The organism is Lewinella sp. 4G2 (assembly GCF_001625015.1).
GTDB lineage: Bacteria > Bacteroidota > Bacteroidia > Chitinophagales > Saprospiraceae > Neolewinella.
In genome coordinates, this window is record NZ_LVWJ02000014.1 from 2,702,959 (window position 1) to 2,720,850 (window position 17,892).

Sequence of the window (17,892 nt, forward strand, 5' to 3'; positions counted from 1 at the left end):
TGACATGGATTTTATCGAAGAACTCGAATGGCGCGGCATGCTGCACCAACTTACCCCCGGCATCCGTGAGCACCTCGCCGAAGCCCCACGCAAAGCCTACATCGGTTTCGACCCAACGGCCCCTTCGCTCACGATCGGTAACTACGTGCAGATCATGATCCTGACGCTCTGGGCCCGCTCCGGCCACCACCCGGTCATCCTCTTCGGCGGGGCAACCGGCCGCATCGGCGACCCTTCCGGTAAGGACAAGGAGCGCCAACTCAAATCCTACGAAGAGCTCGACGCGAACCTGGAAAGCCAGAAAGCACAGATGCTGGAACTCATCGCCGCCGGTCTCCGGGGCGCTGCCGCAGGTGCCAAGGAAGTTGGGGAGGAACACGCCTTTAGCGTGGTGAACAACTACGAGTTCTACGAAAACATGAACGTGCTGGACTTCCTCCGCAACGTAGGAAAGACGCTTACGATCAGCTACATGATGACGAAGGACTCCGTCCAGAACCGCCTGGAATCTGGGATGTCCTTCACCGAATTCTCCTATCAATTGCTGCAGGGCTACGACTTCCAGAAGTTGTACCAGGACCACGGCGTGACCGTCCAGATGGGCGGCTCCGACCAGTGGGGGAACATTACGGCGGGTACCGAATTCGTCCGCCGCAACGCGGAAGGCAAAGCCTACGCCGTCACCACTCCCTTACTAACGAAGGCCGACGGCTCGAAATTCGGTAAGTCAGAAAAAGGCAACCTCTGGTTGGATGCCGAACTCACCGGCCCCTACGATTTCTACCAATTCTGGGTCCGCTCCAACGATGCGGATATCCCTACCTACCTAAAGACCTTCTCCCTGCGTAGCAAAGAAGAGATCCTGGCCGACGTCGCCACCGTCGAAGCCCACGGGCCGGACAACAACCTCTTCCGCGAGGTAAACGCCATCAAGCACGCGCTGGCCACGGAGCTAACGGAACGCGTCCACGGAGCCGAAGGCGTCGCCACCGCCAAGCGGGTAACGGATATCTTCTACGGCCGCGGCACCACCCCGGAAGACCTGGCCGGCCTCAACGCGAAAACCATCGAAGGGCTGCGCGGTGAGATCGCGGATTTTGTCGTCCCCGCCTCCGCCCTGGCGGCTTCCCCCAGCTTAATCGACGTACTGGCTGACTTGACCTCCATTCTTTCCAGCAAATCGGAGGCACGGCGGGCCATCCAGGCGAATGCCATCGCCATCAACAAGGTAAAAGTCAGCGACGTAGATGCCGAGCTCAATTCGGGAGATTTATTGCACGACCGCTTCATCCTGATTGAGAACGGGAAGAAGAAGCGGTACTTGCTCGTGGTCGAGTAGGGGAGCCTGTTGGATCGTTTTCCGAGAGAAGGAAAGGGAGATAAAGGGGGAAAAGGAGGTGCGGCTGCGCCGTGGAGCGCCTCCTTTTCCTCTTATCCTTCTTTTACGTCTTGTAGAAAATTACCCACGACTAATTGCTTCAGAAATTCTGTTTCGCAAAGAAGAATAAGCTGTCAGAGAAGATAGAGAAGTGTGTCACCCTGCTGCGCGCAGCGCCCCCTTAACCCTCCTTTCCTCCCTTTACCTCTTGTCGAAAACGACCCACTAGCTCCTAGTGCCCGCCACCACCACCAGCCACCACCTCACCCTCCGAAACCGGCTCCTTCACCAGCAACCACAGTACCGCCGAAGCCGCCAACATCCCCCCGGCAATGTAGAAGATCGCCGCTTTATCATCCGCCGCATTGATCGTTCCCCCAAGTAAGGAGGCCACGATTTGCGGCAGCACTACGGACAGGTTAAACAGCCCCATCATCAAACCCATCTTGCGGGAATCGACCACTTCGGACATGATCGCAAAGGGCAAACTCACCACGGCCGCCCACCCGACGCCAACGATGGCCATCAGTAGAAAGAAGGCCGTCATTGAAGTGCCGAACACGACGATCAAACCGTAGCCCACCGCACTGATGGCGATGGCCGCTGCGTGTGTTTTGACGCGGCCGATCTTCGTGGCAATCGGAGCAAGCACGAAGGCGGGCAAAAGGAATCCGACGGTATTCAAAATGGCAAAGGCAATCCCGATGGCGAAGCCGATGTCATTGTTCTGTGGATCCGTTAGTACCTGCTCCACCTCAAATCCCATGATGTTGCTCTTGATGTAGCCAAAGGTGTAGATGAACATCGTCTGTACACCCACCCAGGTGAAAGCGTGGGCGACGCAGATCTTGAGGAACTCCGTCCAATCAGTCGTGTTCCCAACGGCTGTGGTTGCCGTTTGGCGCGGGCCATCGGCATCCAGGATGTCTTCGACCAAACCGTCGTGGACCTCCACTACGCCGTCAGTTTCGACGTCCTCTAGATTCCGCGGTTCCTTGATGAGGAAGGCGGGGAAAACGCTGAAAAGAAATACAATGATCGCCCCCGCGTAGATCAGAAAGTAATTACTGATGAATGCCCCGATCAGGTAGGCGAGCACGCCAAAGAAGCCGGAGACCGTCTGCATGAAGGTGAACCCGTCCGTGCGCATCTTCCCCTTCGGGGTGACGTCCGCAATAATGGAACGGGCCGGATTAAAACTCACGTTGATGGCTAAGTCCAAGGTAAGCGCCACGGTGAGCGCAATACCGATCAGACTCTCCACGCCGAGGGCCGACTGGATCAGTCCGAGGTTAGGCAGGGCGAGGATCATCAGGGCGGCGAGGGTGCCACCAATCACGATGAAGGGCCGCCGCCGGCCTCCCCAGAACCAAACGTTGTCACTCAGCGCTCCAATCAGCACCTGACCCAGGATGCCTGCCACCGGACCGGCCAACCATACCAGGCCAATCTCCTCCAGGTTGAGGCCGTACTGGGTATTCAGGATCCAACTCAGTGCGGCAATCTGTACGCAAAGGGCAAAACCCATGGCCGTAGCGGGGAGAGATAAGAGACCGTAGTTGGCTTTGGTCGGCTGAAAACTGGGCATGTCACTTTATTTGAGCCAACAAGATGCAGTATTTGTCCTAATTCCCGATAACTACCTTCAAGCTTTCGGACCCCTGACGTAGGAAATAGACGCCCGCCGGTAAATCAGCCACTTGAAGGCTAGCGCTACCTCCCTTAATGATTGTTTTGCTAATCAGACGCCCGTCACTTCCCAGTAGATAAACAGGTAAGCCATCCGCGGCTTTGATCGTCAACCGGTCGGTCGCGGGGTTCGGGAAGGCGGCAATGCCCTCAACTTTCCCGGAGAGCACAGCCGAAACCAGTGGGGAGTAACTGATGGATCCATCGAAGTCACGCTGGGCGATCCGGTAAGTGTAGTTCGTTCCCGGTACCAGCGCTTCGTCGACGAAGCCGTACTCACCGGTGGTCTCAGTTGTCGGGGCTACGGTCCCAATGGCGGTGAACGGTTTACCATTATCCGTACGCTCGACCGTGAAGCCGACGTTGTCTGTTTCCTCCGTCGTTGTCCATTTTACCAGGATGTCGTCCTTCTTCGCCTCGGCCGAAACTTCACTCCAGATAACGGGTAAGGCAGCGGCGACGCAAGAGCTTACGGTGACTTCGTCCAAATACCAACCCAGGGTGCCGTTGCAACCGTCAAAAGTCATCGTCCACCGGAGGCGGAGGTCGTCGCCGGGGTTGGCGAAGTAGTCCAGGTCCACCACCGAAGTACCCCAGGTGCCGGTATTGCGCCCGCTATCCGAGCCGTGGAAGGCCTGGCGCCCAGCAAAAGGGTTGTCGTTACTTCCCGGCCCAATCAGTGCGCCGTCGTAACCATTATAGATGAAGGCTTGGATGGGGACCAATTGGAAGGAACTGTTGTTGCGGGAATACTGTAGCACGCCGCCGTCATAGTTCCGCTCCGTAGCATAGTAGTGGTTGAAGCGAAGTTCCATCAGCGCAGCGTCCGCCGGTAGCTCAATGATGGGGCTGGTGATTGCGGTGGAGCCGTTCTCGAGGTCGTCAACGCAGTCGCCAATGGCGGGGTCGGCGGCGTAAACTCCGGTACCGGCGCGACCGTCGGGGAGGTTGTCCAGGATCACCCAGGGTTGGTCCGTCCACGTGGCGGGATTACTTGGGTTTTGGTTCAGCGTCCAGGGGCCGAGCCCATTTTCCCAGTCTTCGTTGAGGTGGATGCGTTCCTGGTTTTCCGGATTGCTACCGCAACTGGCGGGAGGGTTCTGGGCGAGGGTAGGGGTGGAGGGGCAGGCGTTGGGCGTCAGCATCCCGGTAGCCGTGAGGGCGTTCTCCACTTCGGCCCGGTCAGCTGCGGTGAGGATCAGTCCGGAGGGCGCGGCGGGCAGATCAATCAACGTAAGGCTTGGCAGATCCGTACCGTAGAGGTCTTCGGTACTCTGCAGCAGCATATCCGCGAAGGCGCGAAAGTCGGTCACTCGGCCAAGGTAGTTTTCGTTGGCATGGAAGTAGATGTGCAGGGCCTTGGTCAGGCCGATTCCATTCACCGTCGTGCCATTCAAAGTGCCGCCATCCACCAATAGGGAGAAAGACCGGTTCACGACACCGCTGTTGATATGGACGCCACCATTGTCGATAAAGGGGTCACAGGAAAAGCTGCTGCTACTCCGGCTGCTCGGGTCGCCTTCACACTCGGGGTTGTACATGTCGCGGAGGGCACCGCCGAATACGGCCGCGTCTTCCCCCAGCCGCCAGCGTTGGCTGTTATTGTCGCAGCGGGTCCGCATCCGGTCATCGTTGAAGTCGTTGCCGCGGTCATTTAGGAGGTCAATGGCTTCACCGAAGATGTCGGCAAGTCCCTCGTCGATCGCCCCAGTTTCGTACTGATAGATGGGATTGCCCATGGCACCGGTGTAGTTATGCGTCCACTCGTGGGCTACGATGTCATCGGTCACTGTTCCGGGGCAGTGGCGGATCAGGTCGCCGCTCGCAGAAGCATTCGGGCAGGCGTCCTGGCGGTCGGTGAGGGTGCGCATCACGCCGTCCGCGTCGTCGTAACTATTGCGGCCGAAGGTGCGGTGGTAGAGGTGGTAGACTTCGCCGGTGGCGGTCAGCATTTCCTGGCCTTCAGCATTGAGGTTGCCGGGAAAGGCCTGGCCCTCTTCCCAGATTAAATTAGTCGGGTCGGTGGTCGTTGAGTACAATTGCCGGTCCAGGTCGCAGTGCAGTTGGTGGTCGAAAATGGGTTTGCCCGTGAGCACGTCAACGTACACCATCGTGCCACGGAAACCTCCGGGCTCGGTAAATTCGATGGCCTGCGTCCGGTGCCTTTTTTCTGTCTTTGACCAAGGGTTGGCGGAGATCCAAACCACGTCTTTGGGTTCAACCTGCCAATCAGCGATGGTGGGGTACTGCGTGGTTAAGTGTGCTCGTCCAGCATCAATTAATGCAGCTTCGGAGAATACGGGCGCTGCCGCGGGTGCAGAGAAAAGGGCAAGTGAGGAAAAGGCGTCCGCCGGTGCGAGGTACCCGCTGATTGTTCTGGGGAATCCCCGACCGTCCAGCCGCAGGCTCACCTCCCCGCCAATGACATCCGCATTGTTGAGGCGCTGTCCGAAACGGATGTACCGGGCCCCATCCACGGCGCGCGTTCCCGTTCCCGGTACAAACTTTGTACCTGCGGCAGCGCCCAAAATGGTGACGTGCGTACGCAGAAACTCAGCGGGGGGGACCGCAATGGCGGCTAATTCTAAAGTAAAGTAACGCTCCGTATTCACCTTGACGGTGTAGCCACGAGCCTGTAGCTCAGCCACACTTTCGGGCGTCAGGGCGGACGTTTGAGCCACGGCTGCGAAGCTCAGCAGCAGGCAGAGCGCGGAAAGGCCTAATTTCATGGAAAGACACATTTGGAAAAATCAACACATAAAGGTACTGTTATTAGGTTTATTTATAATGTGATGGGTTGAATGACAGTAGCTTAGGGAAGGTGGCGGACGCAGTGGCGGGCAATAGATCGTGTTGCATATACACTGGTCAGCACGGAGGGAGTGACTACGTTCGTTTTTCACCCGCCCTTACTTACCTTTGGCAGACTTAGAGAGTCGCTGCGCCCACCCGACATACGAAAGACGGCGCACCGACGTTTTGCTGATGCTAAATACACACCCCAATGTTTTCCAACCTTCGCTATCTCCTGCTGCAGGCAGAACCCACCCTGACCAGCACGGAAGAACCAATCGTCGAAAGCCAGAATCTGTTTTCCGTATTGCTGGACTCCGGCATCCTGACGATGATCATCGTTGGTATTCTGCTGTTGTTGTTCGTGATAGCCTGTTACATCTTTCTGGAACGCGTTGCGGTGATTAAATCCGCCGGTGCTGAAGACGAAGGATTCATGGAGCGCATCCGCCTGGAAATGTCGGCCGGAAACATGGCCAACGCCCGCGCCCTTTGCGCCACGACGGACAGCCCCGTTGCGCGGATGGTGGACAAAGGCCTGAGCCGCGTCGGCCGCCCACTACGGGATATCGATGCTTCCATTGAGAACGTTGGTAACCTGGAGATCTTCCGCCTTGAAAAAGGACTGAGCACGCTGGCCAGTATCGCCGGTGCCGCCCCCATGATTGGCTTCTTTGGTACCGTGACCGGTATGATTGCGGCATTCTACGAAATGAGTACGGCGGAGAACATTACGCCGGACGTCCTCGCCGGTGGCATCTATTCCGCCCTGCTGACGACGGCTGCGGGCCTCTTCATCGGTATCCTCGCTTTCGTTGGCTATAACTACCTCGTCGCCTCCGTGGAGCGAGTCGTTTACAAGATGGAGCGGAGTACTACGGAGTTTATGGATCTATTGCAGGAACCGGGGTAAGTAGTCTACAGTCTGTAGTCAATAGTCTATAGTGTCACCACGTAGCTATTGGGTTACGGACAGCGGACTACAGACTACAGACTATAGACTAAATATGCCCTTAAAACGCTCCAATAAGCCCAACGCGGAATTCAACATGTCCTCCCTCACGGACATCATTTTTCTGTTGTTGATCTTCTTCATGCTGACGTCCAACTTCGTGCAGATCAAGCCCTTTGAACTGCCGCGCTCGGATAGCCAGACGGTGGCCCCGACGAACATCGTCGTCCAGTTAGAGAAGGACGGCAAGGTGAGCGTCAACAGCCAGGAAGTGCGGGGAGCCGCCATCGCCGCCGCGGTAAACGACGCCATCGCCCAATCCGACGACGAAGAAAACACCACCGTGACCATCGTAGCCGAAACCGGCGTACCCTTCAAAAACATCACTCCCATCATGACCCTCGCCGCGCAGAACCGCGCCCGGGCGATCATCGCTACTCAACCTAAGTAGTAGGGTAGTCGAGTAGTGCTAGCACTATAGACTACAGACTAAAGACTACAGACTAAAAAATGGCTTTACGCAAACGCAGCAAGGTTACCGCCGAATTCAGCATGTCCTCCCTGACGGATATCATCTTCCTATTGCTGATCTTCTTCATGCTGACGTCCACCGTAGTAGCCCCCCACGCGCTGAATCTGAAGATGCCCGGCCGTTCGGACACCCCCACGAGCCCCAGCACCCGGAACATTGACGACGTGACCATCAACAACCAGGGCACCTTCCTGCTAAACGGTAACAGCATCAGCCCCGAAGCTTTGGAAACTTACCTGACGGGTAAAGCAGATCGCGACCAGTCCATCCTCATCAGCCCCACTCGCAACGCACCGGTGGAAGGCGTCGTCACCGTGATGGATATGGCAATGCGGCTGAATATTAATGGGGTATTGGCGGCGGAGGAGTGATTAGTATGTAGTCTATAGTCTGTAGTCTATAGTTGGGGCCACTGTAGACTCTAGACTACAGACTACAGACTATTATTCTATCTCCCGAATAGAAGTCTCCCCCCGGCTGGTCATATCCGTCTCAAACATCCTGGTTTCCAGGTACTGGCGGTTTTTGGCGATTTCGCCGTTGAGGTACTTCTCGATCATCAGGCTGGCGATGGGTGCGGCGATGGTGCCGCCGTAGCCCCCGTTTTCGATGTAGACCAGGATGGCGATTTGCGGATCGTTCCGTGGCGCAAAGGCGGTGAAAACGCTGTGGTCACCGAAGCGATTTTGTACGGTACCGGTCTTGCCACATACGTCCAGGCCGGGGACGTCAGCGCGGCGGGCGGTACCACTCAGGACGGTCTGGCGCATGCCTTCCACGACGGTTTCGAAGTGGCGTTCGTCAATGTCAATATTGTGGCGTTCCACCCGGAGTGGGCGGGTCACGGATTCGTTGCCTTCCTGTAACTGTTTGACGAGGTGAGGCGTGTACCAGAAACCCCGGTTGGCGATGGCCGCCGTGAAGTTGGCGATCTGGAGGCTGGTCATTTCGTATTCTCCCTGTCCGATGGCCAGTGATCTATACCAAATAGCGCGCCAGAAATCATCGCCTTTTCTTTCGGAGTTAGCCATCATCCAATCACTCGTAGGTAGGAAGCCATTGATCTCGCCGGGGAAATCTATTCCTAGCTTTTTACCCAGACCGAACTGCCCTAGGTAGTCATTGAACTCATCCATTTTTTCCTTGGGGGAAACCGACCCATCCCGATTAATGGTTTCCAGCCAGGCGGTGACGAAGTAATTATTACAACTCTGGGCAATCGCCTGTGGAACGTTGTTGATGAAGGGGTGGGCGTGGCAACCCAACAGTAACCGGCCACCGCTTCGGAAACCTCCGTTGCAGGACATACTGCGGTTGGCCTCCAGCGTCCCGGTCTGCATTCCGATGAGGGCGACGAGGGATTTGAAGGGTGACCCCGGCGCGTACTTCCCGTTGACGGCCCGGTTGAGAAGTGGCTTCAACGTATCCTGTTGCAGCATCGTGAAAGCCCGGCCACGTTGCCGACCGATCCTGAGTAAGTTGGGGTTGTAGGTAGGCGCGGAGATCATGGAGAGGATCTCCCCGGTAGCCGGCTCGATGGCGATGACCGCCCCTACCTTATTGACCATCAGACTCTCCCCGTATCGTTGCAATTTGAGGTCCAAGGTGGTGATGAGGTTGGAACCGACTACGGCATCCTCCTCTGCCTTAACGTTGCCGACATCACGGCCGAGGCGGTCCAGGTACTGCCAGCGCTTGCCCTTCTTACCGCGGAGGTGGCTTTCGTATTCGTACTCAATACCGGAAATCCCGTGGTAATCTCCCCGGTTATAGGCCCCGTCGCCGCGGTCAATGGCTTTTTGGTTGACCTCACCCATGTAACCCAGTAAGTGAGCCGCAACCCCCGGCGGGTAGTTGCGGGAACTCCGCAGGCTCGCCGAAATGCCAGGAAAGCGGAACAGATTTTCCTGCAGCGTAGCGTACTTAGTAGGCGAGACGTTGGGCAGGAAAATGAAAGGCTTGCTCTTGCTGTACTTCGGTGCCCACTGTTTGGGAATTGCGTTCTCAAAATAGTCTCGGCTGATGTTAAGCAGGCGGCAGAACTCCAGTGTATCGAACGCAGCGGCGTGCTTGGCGAACTTGTTGTACGTCATCTCGATCTGGTAGACCGGGGCATTATTAGTGAGTAAGTAGCCGTTCCGATCCGTGACCAATCCTCGTGCTGGATAGAGCTGCTCCTTGCTGAACCCCACCCGGTCCGCCCGCTGCTGCCAGTAGGAACTGGCCACCTGCAAATGGATGGCCTTCCCCACCAGGAACAGGGTGATCAACACGAAGATGATCCTGATCGTGATGGCGCGTGGATGTTGAGCCGCTGGGGCGCTCCCCTGCATAGATTATTGATTTGAGATGGTGAAGATCGGTTACTCGTGATTGGTAAACGCTAAAACAATACCGTCCATTTTGCTGGATGCGCGACACCACGTTGGTCCAGAAGTACTCTTGGACAAGAGCTTAAATCTTTGGCCGAATGAAGATGACGAGCACCAGTGAAACCAACCAGGATACCGGAAGGGAACAAGCCACCTTCAGCGTAATATCCTTCCAAAATACGGGAGAGAAAGCTTCCATGCTGAAGTACCAAACCAGGTAGGCGGTCAGCATAAGGGCCAGGTATTTCATCCACCAGCTGAAACCTAAATCCCGTCCTTCGGGGCTCGCCTTTACTTTAAAACCATCCTTCGGCTCGAGGGAGCGCAAGATGAATTGGCGCATGTAACCGGTGAAGCAGGCCGCCGCCATGTGCACCCCCAGTGATTCGTAGAAGAGGTCCGTACCAAAGCCCAGTAGGAAGGCAAAAAGCACCACGAGCGGCCGTGGCGTCCGGAGCGGGAGTAAAGCGATGAAGAGCGGACTGACGATGATGGACAGGTAGGCCGTCCCCCCAAACGAAATACTCACCTGCCTGAACAGGAAAACCTGCAGGAAGAGAAAAACGACAAACCGTATTCCATTACTGATGGGGTCGGAACCGCGCATATTAGGTTAGTCGTTAGCGTTGATTAGTTAGTCTCTCCCTCGTCGGCAAGGCCAGACAATTCATCTTTGAATAGGTCTTGCACGACGAATACGTCAGTCTCAATCAAGGGGTCATTGGATAGCGCTACGCGCAGGTTCTGGCTTCCCGTGCCCGGCTGTACCTCCGCCGACTCAACCGTCCCAATCACCTGGTTGGTTGGATAGACGTTGGAGTAACCCGTACTGAAGATCGTATCCCCGGGAGCGACTTTGATGTAATCCGCCAAATCGGTTACGGTGACGTAACGCGGATCCTGGCCATCCCAACGCAGGGTGCCAAAATCGCCGGAGCGCAAACCCGCACTGATGCGAATACTCTGGTGCAGGACGGAGAGCACCCGCGCGTGGTTCTCCGTAACCCGGTCTACGATACCCACCAACCCGGTGGCTCCCACTACGCCCTGGCCGGGCCGGACGCCAAGAGTACGTCCACGGTCGATGATCAGCGTATTGTTGGGCCGGTACGGCGAGCGGTTGACGACGTGGGCAGTCAGGTAGTTGTAACGCTGGATGAGTTGGCGGTCTTCCATCGAATCCACCACCACCTTGGCGTCATAACTGCTTTCGGGGAGGAGCTGTCGCAGCCGGGCCGTTTCCTGGCGTAAAGCTTCGTTCTCCGCCTCCAGGTCCAGGTAATCCCGCGCGCTCTCCGTCACGCTACGGACGGCCCCCGCCCGGATGCTCCAGGTTTCGGCGGCGATGGAAGCCTGGGGGCTGTTGAAGCTGATGATGCAGTACATACTTACCAGCTGCAGCGCCACGAAGGTGAAGAAGCTGCCGTTGCTGAAAAATATGCGGAGTAGTTGCTGCACGGGGTAGTCTGTAGTCTATAGTCTGTAGTCTTTAGTCTTGAGTAGATGCACTATAGACTAAAGACTACAGACTATAGACTGATAATTAACTTACGCTGGAGCTCGGTACCAAAATACTCTTGTACCGCCGCGTATCCGCCAAAGCCTTGCTGGTGCCACGGACAACCGCAGTCAGGGGGTCTTCGGCAACGTGGACGGGTAGTTGGGTTTTGGCACTGAGACGCTTGTCCAAACCACGGAGGAGGGCACCACCTCCGGTGAGGTATAGGCCGGTCTTGTATATGTCGCTGGCGAGTTCCGGAGGCGTCGTCTCCAGGGCACGGATGACGGCTTCTTCGATAGCCTGAATGGATTCATCGAGCGCCGCGGCAATCTCCTGGTAATTGACCGTGATCTGGCGGGGGATACCGTTGAGCAAGTCCCGGCCATTGACGGCGTAATCTTCCGGTGGGTTATCCAGTTGGCCGAGGGCGGAACCTACGTGGAATTTGATCTGCTCTGCCGTCCGCTCCCCAATCAGGATGTTGTGGCTTCGGCGCATGTAGTTGACGATGTTCTCGGTGAACTCATCCCCCGCCGTGCGGATGGACTGGTCGCAAACAATTCCCGACAGGGCGATGACGGCAATTTCCGTCGTGCCACCCCCAATGTCGATGATCATGTTGCCAATGGGTTCCTCTACGTCGAGGCCGATACCGAGGGCGGCGGCCATGGGTTCGTAGATGAGGTAGGTCTCTTTGGAGTCTACCCGGGCGGCGCTTTCAAATACGGCGCGCTTTTCTACTTCGGTGATGCCGGAAGGGATGCAGATCACCATTTTGAGGTGGGTGAGGAATGACTTGCGGGTCCCGATCATTTCGATCATCCCCTTGATCATGTGTTCGGCGGCGCGGAAGTCGGCAATCACCCCGTCCTTCAGTGGGCGGACAGTCTGAATGTTTTCGTGAGTCTTCTCGTGCATTTGCATGGCGCGGTAACCGACGGCGATGGTCTCCTCCGTTTTACGGTTGATGGCTACGATGGAAGGCTCGTCAATCACCACCTCTCCATTCTGAATGATCAGGGTATTGGCGGTCCCCAAATCAATGGCCAGGTTTTGCTGAAAAAGACTGAATAACCTCATGTATTCCGGTGGTTAGCGTAGCGCGATGCTGTTTCGGCCGTGGGTCGGTTTGAAGTAGGTTCTTGACCGCAGAGTCAAAGTGTTTACCCCGGCACTTAGTATTGAGTTGGTGTAAAGTAAGGGCAACAATTAGTCGCCCTACTTACAAAGTGCAAAAGTCGCAAAAATTGCCCGTAAGTGATTGATGTTTACGGGATTTATTAGTGCAAGCAGTAGTTAAAAAGAGAAAGCCCGTACATCCATCCGCTCACTCTAGTAAGCGGATGGAATGCACGAGCCTCAGGAATTGATTTCGGGACGGAACTACTTCACTTCGAAGGAATGCTCGACCACGTTGCTGCCGGCCGCCACCGTCAGGGTATAATTGCCTTTGCGGAGGTAGAAATTACCGTCCTTAGCAGCTTCCACTTTAGCGGCGGGGCGGCTGCTGTCTTCCTGTATATTGGTCAAGGCAACGCTGACCATTTCGGCAAAACGCCCATCGAAGGTCTGGTCGTAGGTGAACTGGTTGATGCCCGGCATCAATTTCAGATCCCGCTGGTAGAGGGTTGTTCCGTCGTCGCTCTTGATCCTTAACTCCGCACCCGCGGCAGCGCCCGGATTATAAACGGCGAACTTCATTTCTGGCTTACGGGTCTGAAGGTCAAAATCCAGGGTGCCGTAGCGGCTGGAGTAACGGACAACCTCGGGAGCATCAATGGCCATGGCACCGGATTCCCGCGCGGCGGCCTGCAGGAGTTTGACGTTGGCCTTGTAAAGTGACCGCCCGTGGGTGCCGACGATCAGGTCGCCGCTGGGCTCGTGAATGACAAGATCGTGGACCGCCACGGCCGGCAAGCCATTGTTTACGGTATTGAACTTCTTACCGCCATCGATACTCACGTAGAGGGCGTGGTCGGAACCGACGAAGAGTAGGTTGGGGGAGGAATAGTCTTCCAGGATCACGTTAGCGGGCTCCGTGGGTAGGAACTGACCGATTCGGTCCCAGCTGGCCCCTTGGTCGGTACTCCTGTAAACGTGGCTCGTGAAATCATCATTTCGGTAACCATTGAGGGTGAGGTAGACGGTGGAAGCATCGTGCTTGCCCGCGGCGATTCGGCTGACCCACAGATTCCGCGGCAGCCCGTTGTTGATGTTCGTCCAGGTCTCGCCACCATCATCGCTGCGGTGGATCAAGCCATCGTCGCTACCAACGTAAAGCAGCCCTTTGGTGATGGGACTTTCGGAGATGGAGGTAAGTGTCGCGTAGGCAACGTCGCCCGGCTTGCCACCCTGCGTCAGATCCTCACTCGTAATGGCCCAGTTGGCACCCCGGTCGCTGCTGCGGTGGAAGCGGTTGGACCCCATGTAGACTACGTCGGGATCGTGGGGGCTGAGCAGGATCGGGCTCTGCCAGTTCCAGCGGTAGGGGCGCTCACCGAGCTTGTGTTTCGGGGTGATGTAGGTGGAGGTGTCAGCGGCCATGTCCATCCGGTAGTAGTTGCCGTACTGGTAGCCGAGGTAGGCGGTATTGTTATCCCGGGGGTCAACCTCCACCTGCATTCCGTCACCGCCGAAGAGCATTTTGTAGGGATACTCACCGCGTTGCATCCAGCCGGGGCTGGCGGAGTAATTATTGGGCCCGCGCCAGGTACCGTTGTCCTGCAAACCACCGTAAACGCGGTAGCCATCGGGGTGGTCATCGACCGCAATGGAGTAAAATTGGCCGAGGGGCGGGTTATTGGCCTTGCGCCAATTTTTGCCGCCGTCGTAGCTGATGTTGATGCCGCCGTCGTTGCCGTTAATCAGGTGGTCGGGGCGCTCAGGATTGATCCACAATGCGTGGTGATCGGCGTGAACGTTGTCGCCGTTGATGCCGGCCCAGGTCGCACCACCGTCGGTTGATTTGATGATCGGTACGCCGAGCGCGTAGACCGTCATCGGGTCGTCCGGCAGGGTGCGAATGACGCCGAAATAGTACCCATAGCTGTTGTAAAGCCCGTCAATGAACTCAGCGTGGGTACGCTCCCACTTCTCGCCGTTGGTCTTGGATACGTACAGTTCAAAGCCTTTCACTGGCGTGTCGAAGAGCAGGGAGTTGGCGTCTTCGAGGTATTCCACGAGGTCGAGGGGGGAGATCGCTTCGTCGGTTGTATCCGCCAAAAGCGTCGCCGCGTCGAGATCGGCGGGGAAGCCGTTGCCCTTCAGGAAATCGTCAAGCTGGTAGGTCTGGAGGCGGCGGAAGTCGGCCTGCGGCATGCTCCGCAGTAGATCTTTGGTAAGGGTTTTATCGAGCGTATCCCGGGGTTCCGCGTCGCGGCGGAAGTAGTTGTCGATGCTTGCGTAAAGGTAGCGATCACCGTTCGTATCGTAGCTGATGCTCAAGCCAATACGCCCCGCGCCTTCACCGAGTGGAAAACCACCCGAGCGATTACTGATCTGCGACCAGTTTGTGCCGCCGTCGGTGCTGTGGTAAACGCCACTGCCCTTGCCGGACTCCTTGAAATTCCAGGCTTTGCGGCTGCGTTCCCAGCTGGCGGCGTACAATTCCTGGGGGTTGCGTGGGTCGCGGATGAGGTCCACTACACCGGTGCTGTCGTTAACGAATAGCGTCTTCGTCCAGGTGCCACCGCCGTTGGTGGTCTTAAACACACCGCGTTCTGGGTTATCGCTGTAGAGGTGGCCCATGGCGGCGACCCAGACGGTGCTGACGTCGCGCTGGTCCACGATCACCCGGCCGATGTGGTGGGATTCGGGGAGGCCTACGTGCGTCCAACTATTCCCGCCGTCGGTGCTTCGGTACACGCCATTGCCGGCGTAGGAGGAGCGGCTGGAGTTCACTTCGCCGGTGCCCACGTAGATCGTTTTGGTGATCCAGTGCACGTCGATGGCGCCGATCGTCATTACGGGCAGGTCGTCAAAAAGAGGCTCAAAAGTGATGCCGTCATCCTTCGTCTCCCAGAGGCCACCGCTGGCGTAGGCAACGTAGAAATGCCGGGGGTCGGCGGGGTCCACGGCGACGTCCGTCACCCGCCCGCTCATGATACTCGGGCCGATGTTTTCAAATTTCAGTCCCGCCGCCGGGCTGTTCTGCTGCAGGAAAAGGCGTTGTTGGTAACCCTGGTCCCGCACCGCCGCCACCGTAGGGCTCTGGGCGCTGACGCAGGTGCAGTGCAATAGGACGAGGAGCAGTGAAAAAAAGAAAGTACGCATTGGCGGTTGATTAGCTCGGAAGTGAAGGGGCGCAAGGTACGAAGCCAAAAAAGACCGGACGGTGAATACGGCGTATTGACCGAAGGGGTGGGGTGGAAGTGTCCGGTATAGCCTACCTTGGCCTCCGCATTTAAACCCCATAACATGTTCAAATATCTATTCAGCCTGGCGCTCTGCCTGGGCTGCTGCTGGTCGCTGACCGCGCAGAATGCCGTCACCTTCAACGTCCTGCCGGGCAATGCCTTCATCCGGGTGGACGGGCAGGTGCTCGACCTCTCGGAAACGAAACTGTACGAGTTCTCTCCCGGCGTCTATTCCGCCAAGATTTGGGCGCCGCAGTTCGAGATCATCACCAAAGAATTCACCGTGGAGGCGGGCAAGCCACTGGTCGTCAACGCTGCCCTGAAAACGGTTTCGGCGGAGTACGAATCCTTCCGCGAGGCTTCCTTCGAGCGGGACCTCGAACGCTTCAAACGCACCTTTGTGGACGTGACCGCCCTGGCCATGGCCGGCGCCGGAACTTACGCTGCCCTCACGGGTGGGGGAGCGGACGTGGACGGTGCGGAGTCCTTCGTCACCAATTCCCGGCTGGCCTACCGCGCCGCCGTGACGCCCAGTGAGATCGTAGATACGCGAGATGATTTTGACGCTGCCTTGGCGGACTTTGAAGACGAACAGGACAGCTATAATCGTAACGTCGTCATCGGCTCGGTCGTCGCCGCTGCCGGCGTGGGCCTCGTTGTCTACCGATTTCTGATTCGCAAAAGGGATCCACAACCCCGGCTGAAGTACGCGCCGGCAAATCCTTTCCTGGAGCAACGGCAAACCTTGCGTGATGCCGTACGTCTCCGCCCCGGAACTACCCAAACACCTTTTGGCCTCACCCTCAACTTTTAAGTGATGAAAACCCTACAACTACTCCTCCTTCCCTTGCTGCTACTCACCATCACGGCTTGCGAAGACGAAGTCCTGGCTGGCCTGGATGAAACGGAGAACAATATCCTGGAGGAGGGTGGCCCCGACCTCTTTTCTCTCGTCAGCGTCAGCGCACCCAGCCCAAGGGGATTTGATACCCGGGCCGTGCGGGTGACCATTGACGCGGACCGATCCAGCCTCTCCGACCTGCAATTGGACCGCATCATCGGCGTGAAGGTTAACCTCGGCCCGGAGATCGAATTTGACCGTCTGAGTTTTGTCGTGGAGTACGCCGTTGGCGTCCAACAGATTTGCTTCAATGCGGCTTTCTTACTGGACAATGGCCTCACCAGCCGGGGGAACGAGATCTGTTTCATGCCGTAAGTGTGGCCTAGCTCCGCAACCTGCTGAGGATGGAAACTTTTCCGTGCAACCTTCGTGCTCGGCTTGCATTAGGGAGAGCAAACACCAAGCCTCGACAATATGAAGATCTTCCTATTCGGTGGCACCGGATTCATCGGCAGCAGTTTCGCGGACCATTTGGCGGAGCGGGGTCACCTACCCGTCCAGATTGCGCGGAACCGACCCACGCAGTCCCGCCACCAATTTCTGGAGTGGGACGGGCGGACGTTAGGCCCCTGGGCGGAAGAATTAGTCACCGCCGATGCCATCGTTAACCTGGCGGGGAGGTCCGTGGACTGCATCAAAACGCCGGACAATATCGACGTCATCCTACGCAGCCGGGTAGACTCCTGCCGCGTGATTGGGGAGGCACTGGCACGGCTGGAAACCAAGCCACCGGTGTGGGTGCAAATGTCGACGGGGCACATTTACGGAGACTCGGAACTACTCCTCACGGAGGATGACCATTTCGGCCACGGCCTCGCGCCCTTCGTAGGGCGAGCCTGGGAGAAATCACTTTTGGACCACCTCCCAAATGGTATGCGCGAGGTCCGCCTACGTACCAGTTTCGTCGTCGGAAAGGGTGGGGGAGCCCTCGCCAGTTTATCCCAAATCGTGAAGCTGGGCCTGGGCGGTACCGTCGGGAACGGTCGGCAGGGAATGAGCTGGATCCACGAGGACGATATGAACGAGTTGATGCTGCGCAGCATCACCGACGAAACGATGGAGGGGGCGTACATCGCTACGGCACCCAATCCAGTTACCAATAAGGAATTTATGGGACTGCTGCGCCGGGCACTAAAGGTTCCCATCGGTTTGCCGGCACCGGCGTTTGCGGTCCGGATTGGCGCCAAATTGCTCTTCCGGACGGATCCGGATTTGGCTCTTTACGGTCGCTACCTCCGTAGCCGGCGTTTAGCGGAGGAGGGTTTTGAGTTTAAGTTTCCCCAATTGCGGGAGGCGTTAGCGGACCTTTGCGATTAGTCCTATTTACTTGCCCACTTACGTTGCACCTGCGGCAGCGCCCGCATTGCATTATTCAGGGCGTTTACCATGTAGATCGAAGTTTCGCAGGTAGCGGACAGA

Annotated in this window: 14 protein-coding genes; 7 read left to right on the top strand and 7 right to left on the bottom strand. The window is 57.1% G+C overall.

Annotation, left to right across the window (positions count from 1 at the left end):
* Nucleotides 1-4: 4 nt before the first annotated feature.
* Nucleotides 5-1,339, top strand: coding sequence for a tyrosine--tRNA ligase (tyrS, locus tag A3850_RS11315; protein WP_068216574.1), 1,335 nt, complete (start codon nt 5-7; stop codon nt 1,337-1,339).
* 271 nt (nt 1,340-1,610) lie between these two features.
* On the opposite strand, the gene A3850_RS11320 is transcribed toward tyrS, so the two are convergent.
* Nucleotides 1,611-2,966: an MFS transporter gene (locus tag A3850_RS11320; RefSeq protein ID WP_068216576.1), complete on the bottom strand. Its 1,356-nt coding sequence runs from the start codon at nt 2,964-2,966 to the stop codon at nt 1,611-1,613.
* A 37-nt stretch (nt 2,967-3,003) separates the two neighbouring features.
* Complete coding sequence (locus A3850_RS11325; RefSeq protein WP_068216578.1) at nt 3,004-5,796, bottom strand: M4 family metallopeptidase; 2,793 nt, start codon at nt 5,794-5,796, stop codon at nt 3,004-3,006.
* 275 nt (nt 5,797-6,071) lie between these two features.
* Here A3850_RS11325 and A3850_RS11330 point away from each other — a divergent pair, with 275 nt between their 5' ends.
* From A3850_RS11330 to A3850_RS11340, 3 genes are all read left to right on the top strand, one after another.
* On the top strand, nt 6,072-6,773 hold the full coding sequence (locus tag A3850_RS11330; RefSeq protein WP_068216580.1) for a MotA/TolQ/ExbB proton channel family protein: 702 nt from the start codon (nt 6,072-6,074) through the stop codon (nt 6,771-6,773).
* Nucleotides 6,774-6,867: 94 nt separating this feature from the next.
* A complete protein-coding gene (locus tag A3850_RS11335; RefSeq protein ID WP_068216582.1) occupies nt 6,868-7,263 on the top strand; it encodes a biopolymer transporter ExbD in 396 nt (131 codons plus the stop codon).
* 59 nt (nt 7,264-7,322) lie between these two features.
* Nucleotides 7,323-7,715: a biopolymer transporter ExbD gene (locus A3850_RS11340; RefSeq protein WP_068216584.1), complete on the top strand. Its 393-nt coding sequence runs from the start codon at nt 7,323-7,325 to the stop codon at nt 7,713-7,715.
* A 72-nt stretch (nt 7,716-7,787) separates the two neighbouring features.
* Here the strand turns inward: A3850_RS11340 and A3850_RS11345 are convergent, their stop codons facing one another.
* The 5 genes from A3850_RS11345 to A3850_RS11365 form a co-directional block, all read right to left on the bottom strand.
* Nucleotides 7,788-9,677 carry a penicillin-binding protein 2 gene (locus tag A3850_RS11345; protein ID WP_068216586.1) on the bottom strand — a complete coding sequence of 630 codons (1,890 nt, stop codon included), beginning with the start codon at nt 9,675-9,677 and terminating at the stop codon, nt 7,788-7,790.
* A gap of 121 nt (nt 9,678-9,798) precedes the next feature.
* On the bottom strand, nt 9,799-10,323 hold the full coding sequence (locus A3850_RS11350; RefSeq protein WP_068216588.1) for a hypothetical protein: 525 nt from the start codon (nt 10,321-10,323) through the stop codon (nt 9,799-9,801).
* 23 nt (nt 10,324-10,346) lie between these two features.
* Nucleotides 10,347-11,174 carry a rod shape-determining protein MreC gene (gene mreC / locus A3850_RS11355; RefSeq protein ID WP_068216590.1) on the bottom strand — a complete coding sequence of 276 codons (828 nt, stop codon included), beginning with the start codon at nt 11,172-11,174 and terminating at the stop codon, nt 10,347-10,349.
* 85 nt (nt 11,175-11,259) lie between these two features.
* Nucleotides 11,260-12,297 (bottom strand): rod shape-determining protein, encoded by a 1,038-nt coding sequence (locus A3850_RS11360; protein ID WP_068216592.1) that lies wholly within the window; start codon nt 12,295-12,297, stop codon nt 11,260-11,262.
* Between the two features lie 303 nt (nt 12,298-12,600).
* Nucleotides 12,601-15,489, bottom strand: a complete 2,889-nt coding sequence (locus tag A3850_RS11365) for a glycosyl hydrolase (protein ID WP_068216594.1) — start codon at nt 15,487-15,489, stop codon at nt 12,601-12,603.
* Between the two features lie 144 nt (nt 15,490-15,633).
* Here A3850_RS11365 and A3850_RS11370 point away from each other — a divergent pair, with 144 nt between their 5' ends.
* The 3 genes from A3850_RS11370 to A3850_RS11380 all read left to right on the top strand — a co-directional run bounded on the left by A3850_RS11370 (nt 15,634) and on the right by A3850_RS11380 (nt 17,790).
* Nucleotides 15,634-16,386 (top strand): hypothetical protein, encoded by a 753-nt coding sequence (locus A3850_RS11370; RefSeq protein WP_068216596.1) that lies wholly within the window; start codon nt 15,634-15,636, stop codon nt 16,384-16,386.
* Between the two features lie 3 nt (nt 16,387-16,389).
* Nucleotides 16,390-16,788 carry a hypothetical protein gene (locus A3850_RS11375; protein WP_068216598.1) on the top strand — a complete coding sequence of 133 codons (399 nt, stop codon included), beginning with the start codon at nt 16,390-16,392 and terminating at the stop codon, nt 16,786-16,788.
* 99 nt (nt 16,789-16,887) lie between these two features.
* The gene (locus A3850_RS11380) at nt 16,888-17,790 is read left to right on the top strand and encodes an epimerase (RefSeq protein ID WP_068216600.1); all 903 of its coding nucleotides are present in this window, start codon (nt 16,888-16,890) and stop codon (nt 17,788-17,790) included.
* Nucleotides 17,791-17,892 lie beyond the last annotated feature (102 nt).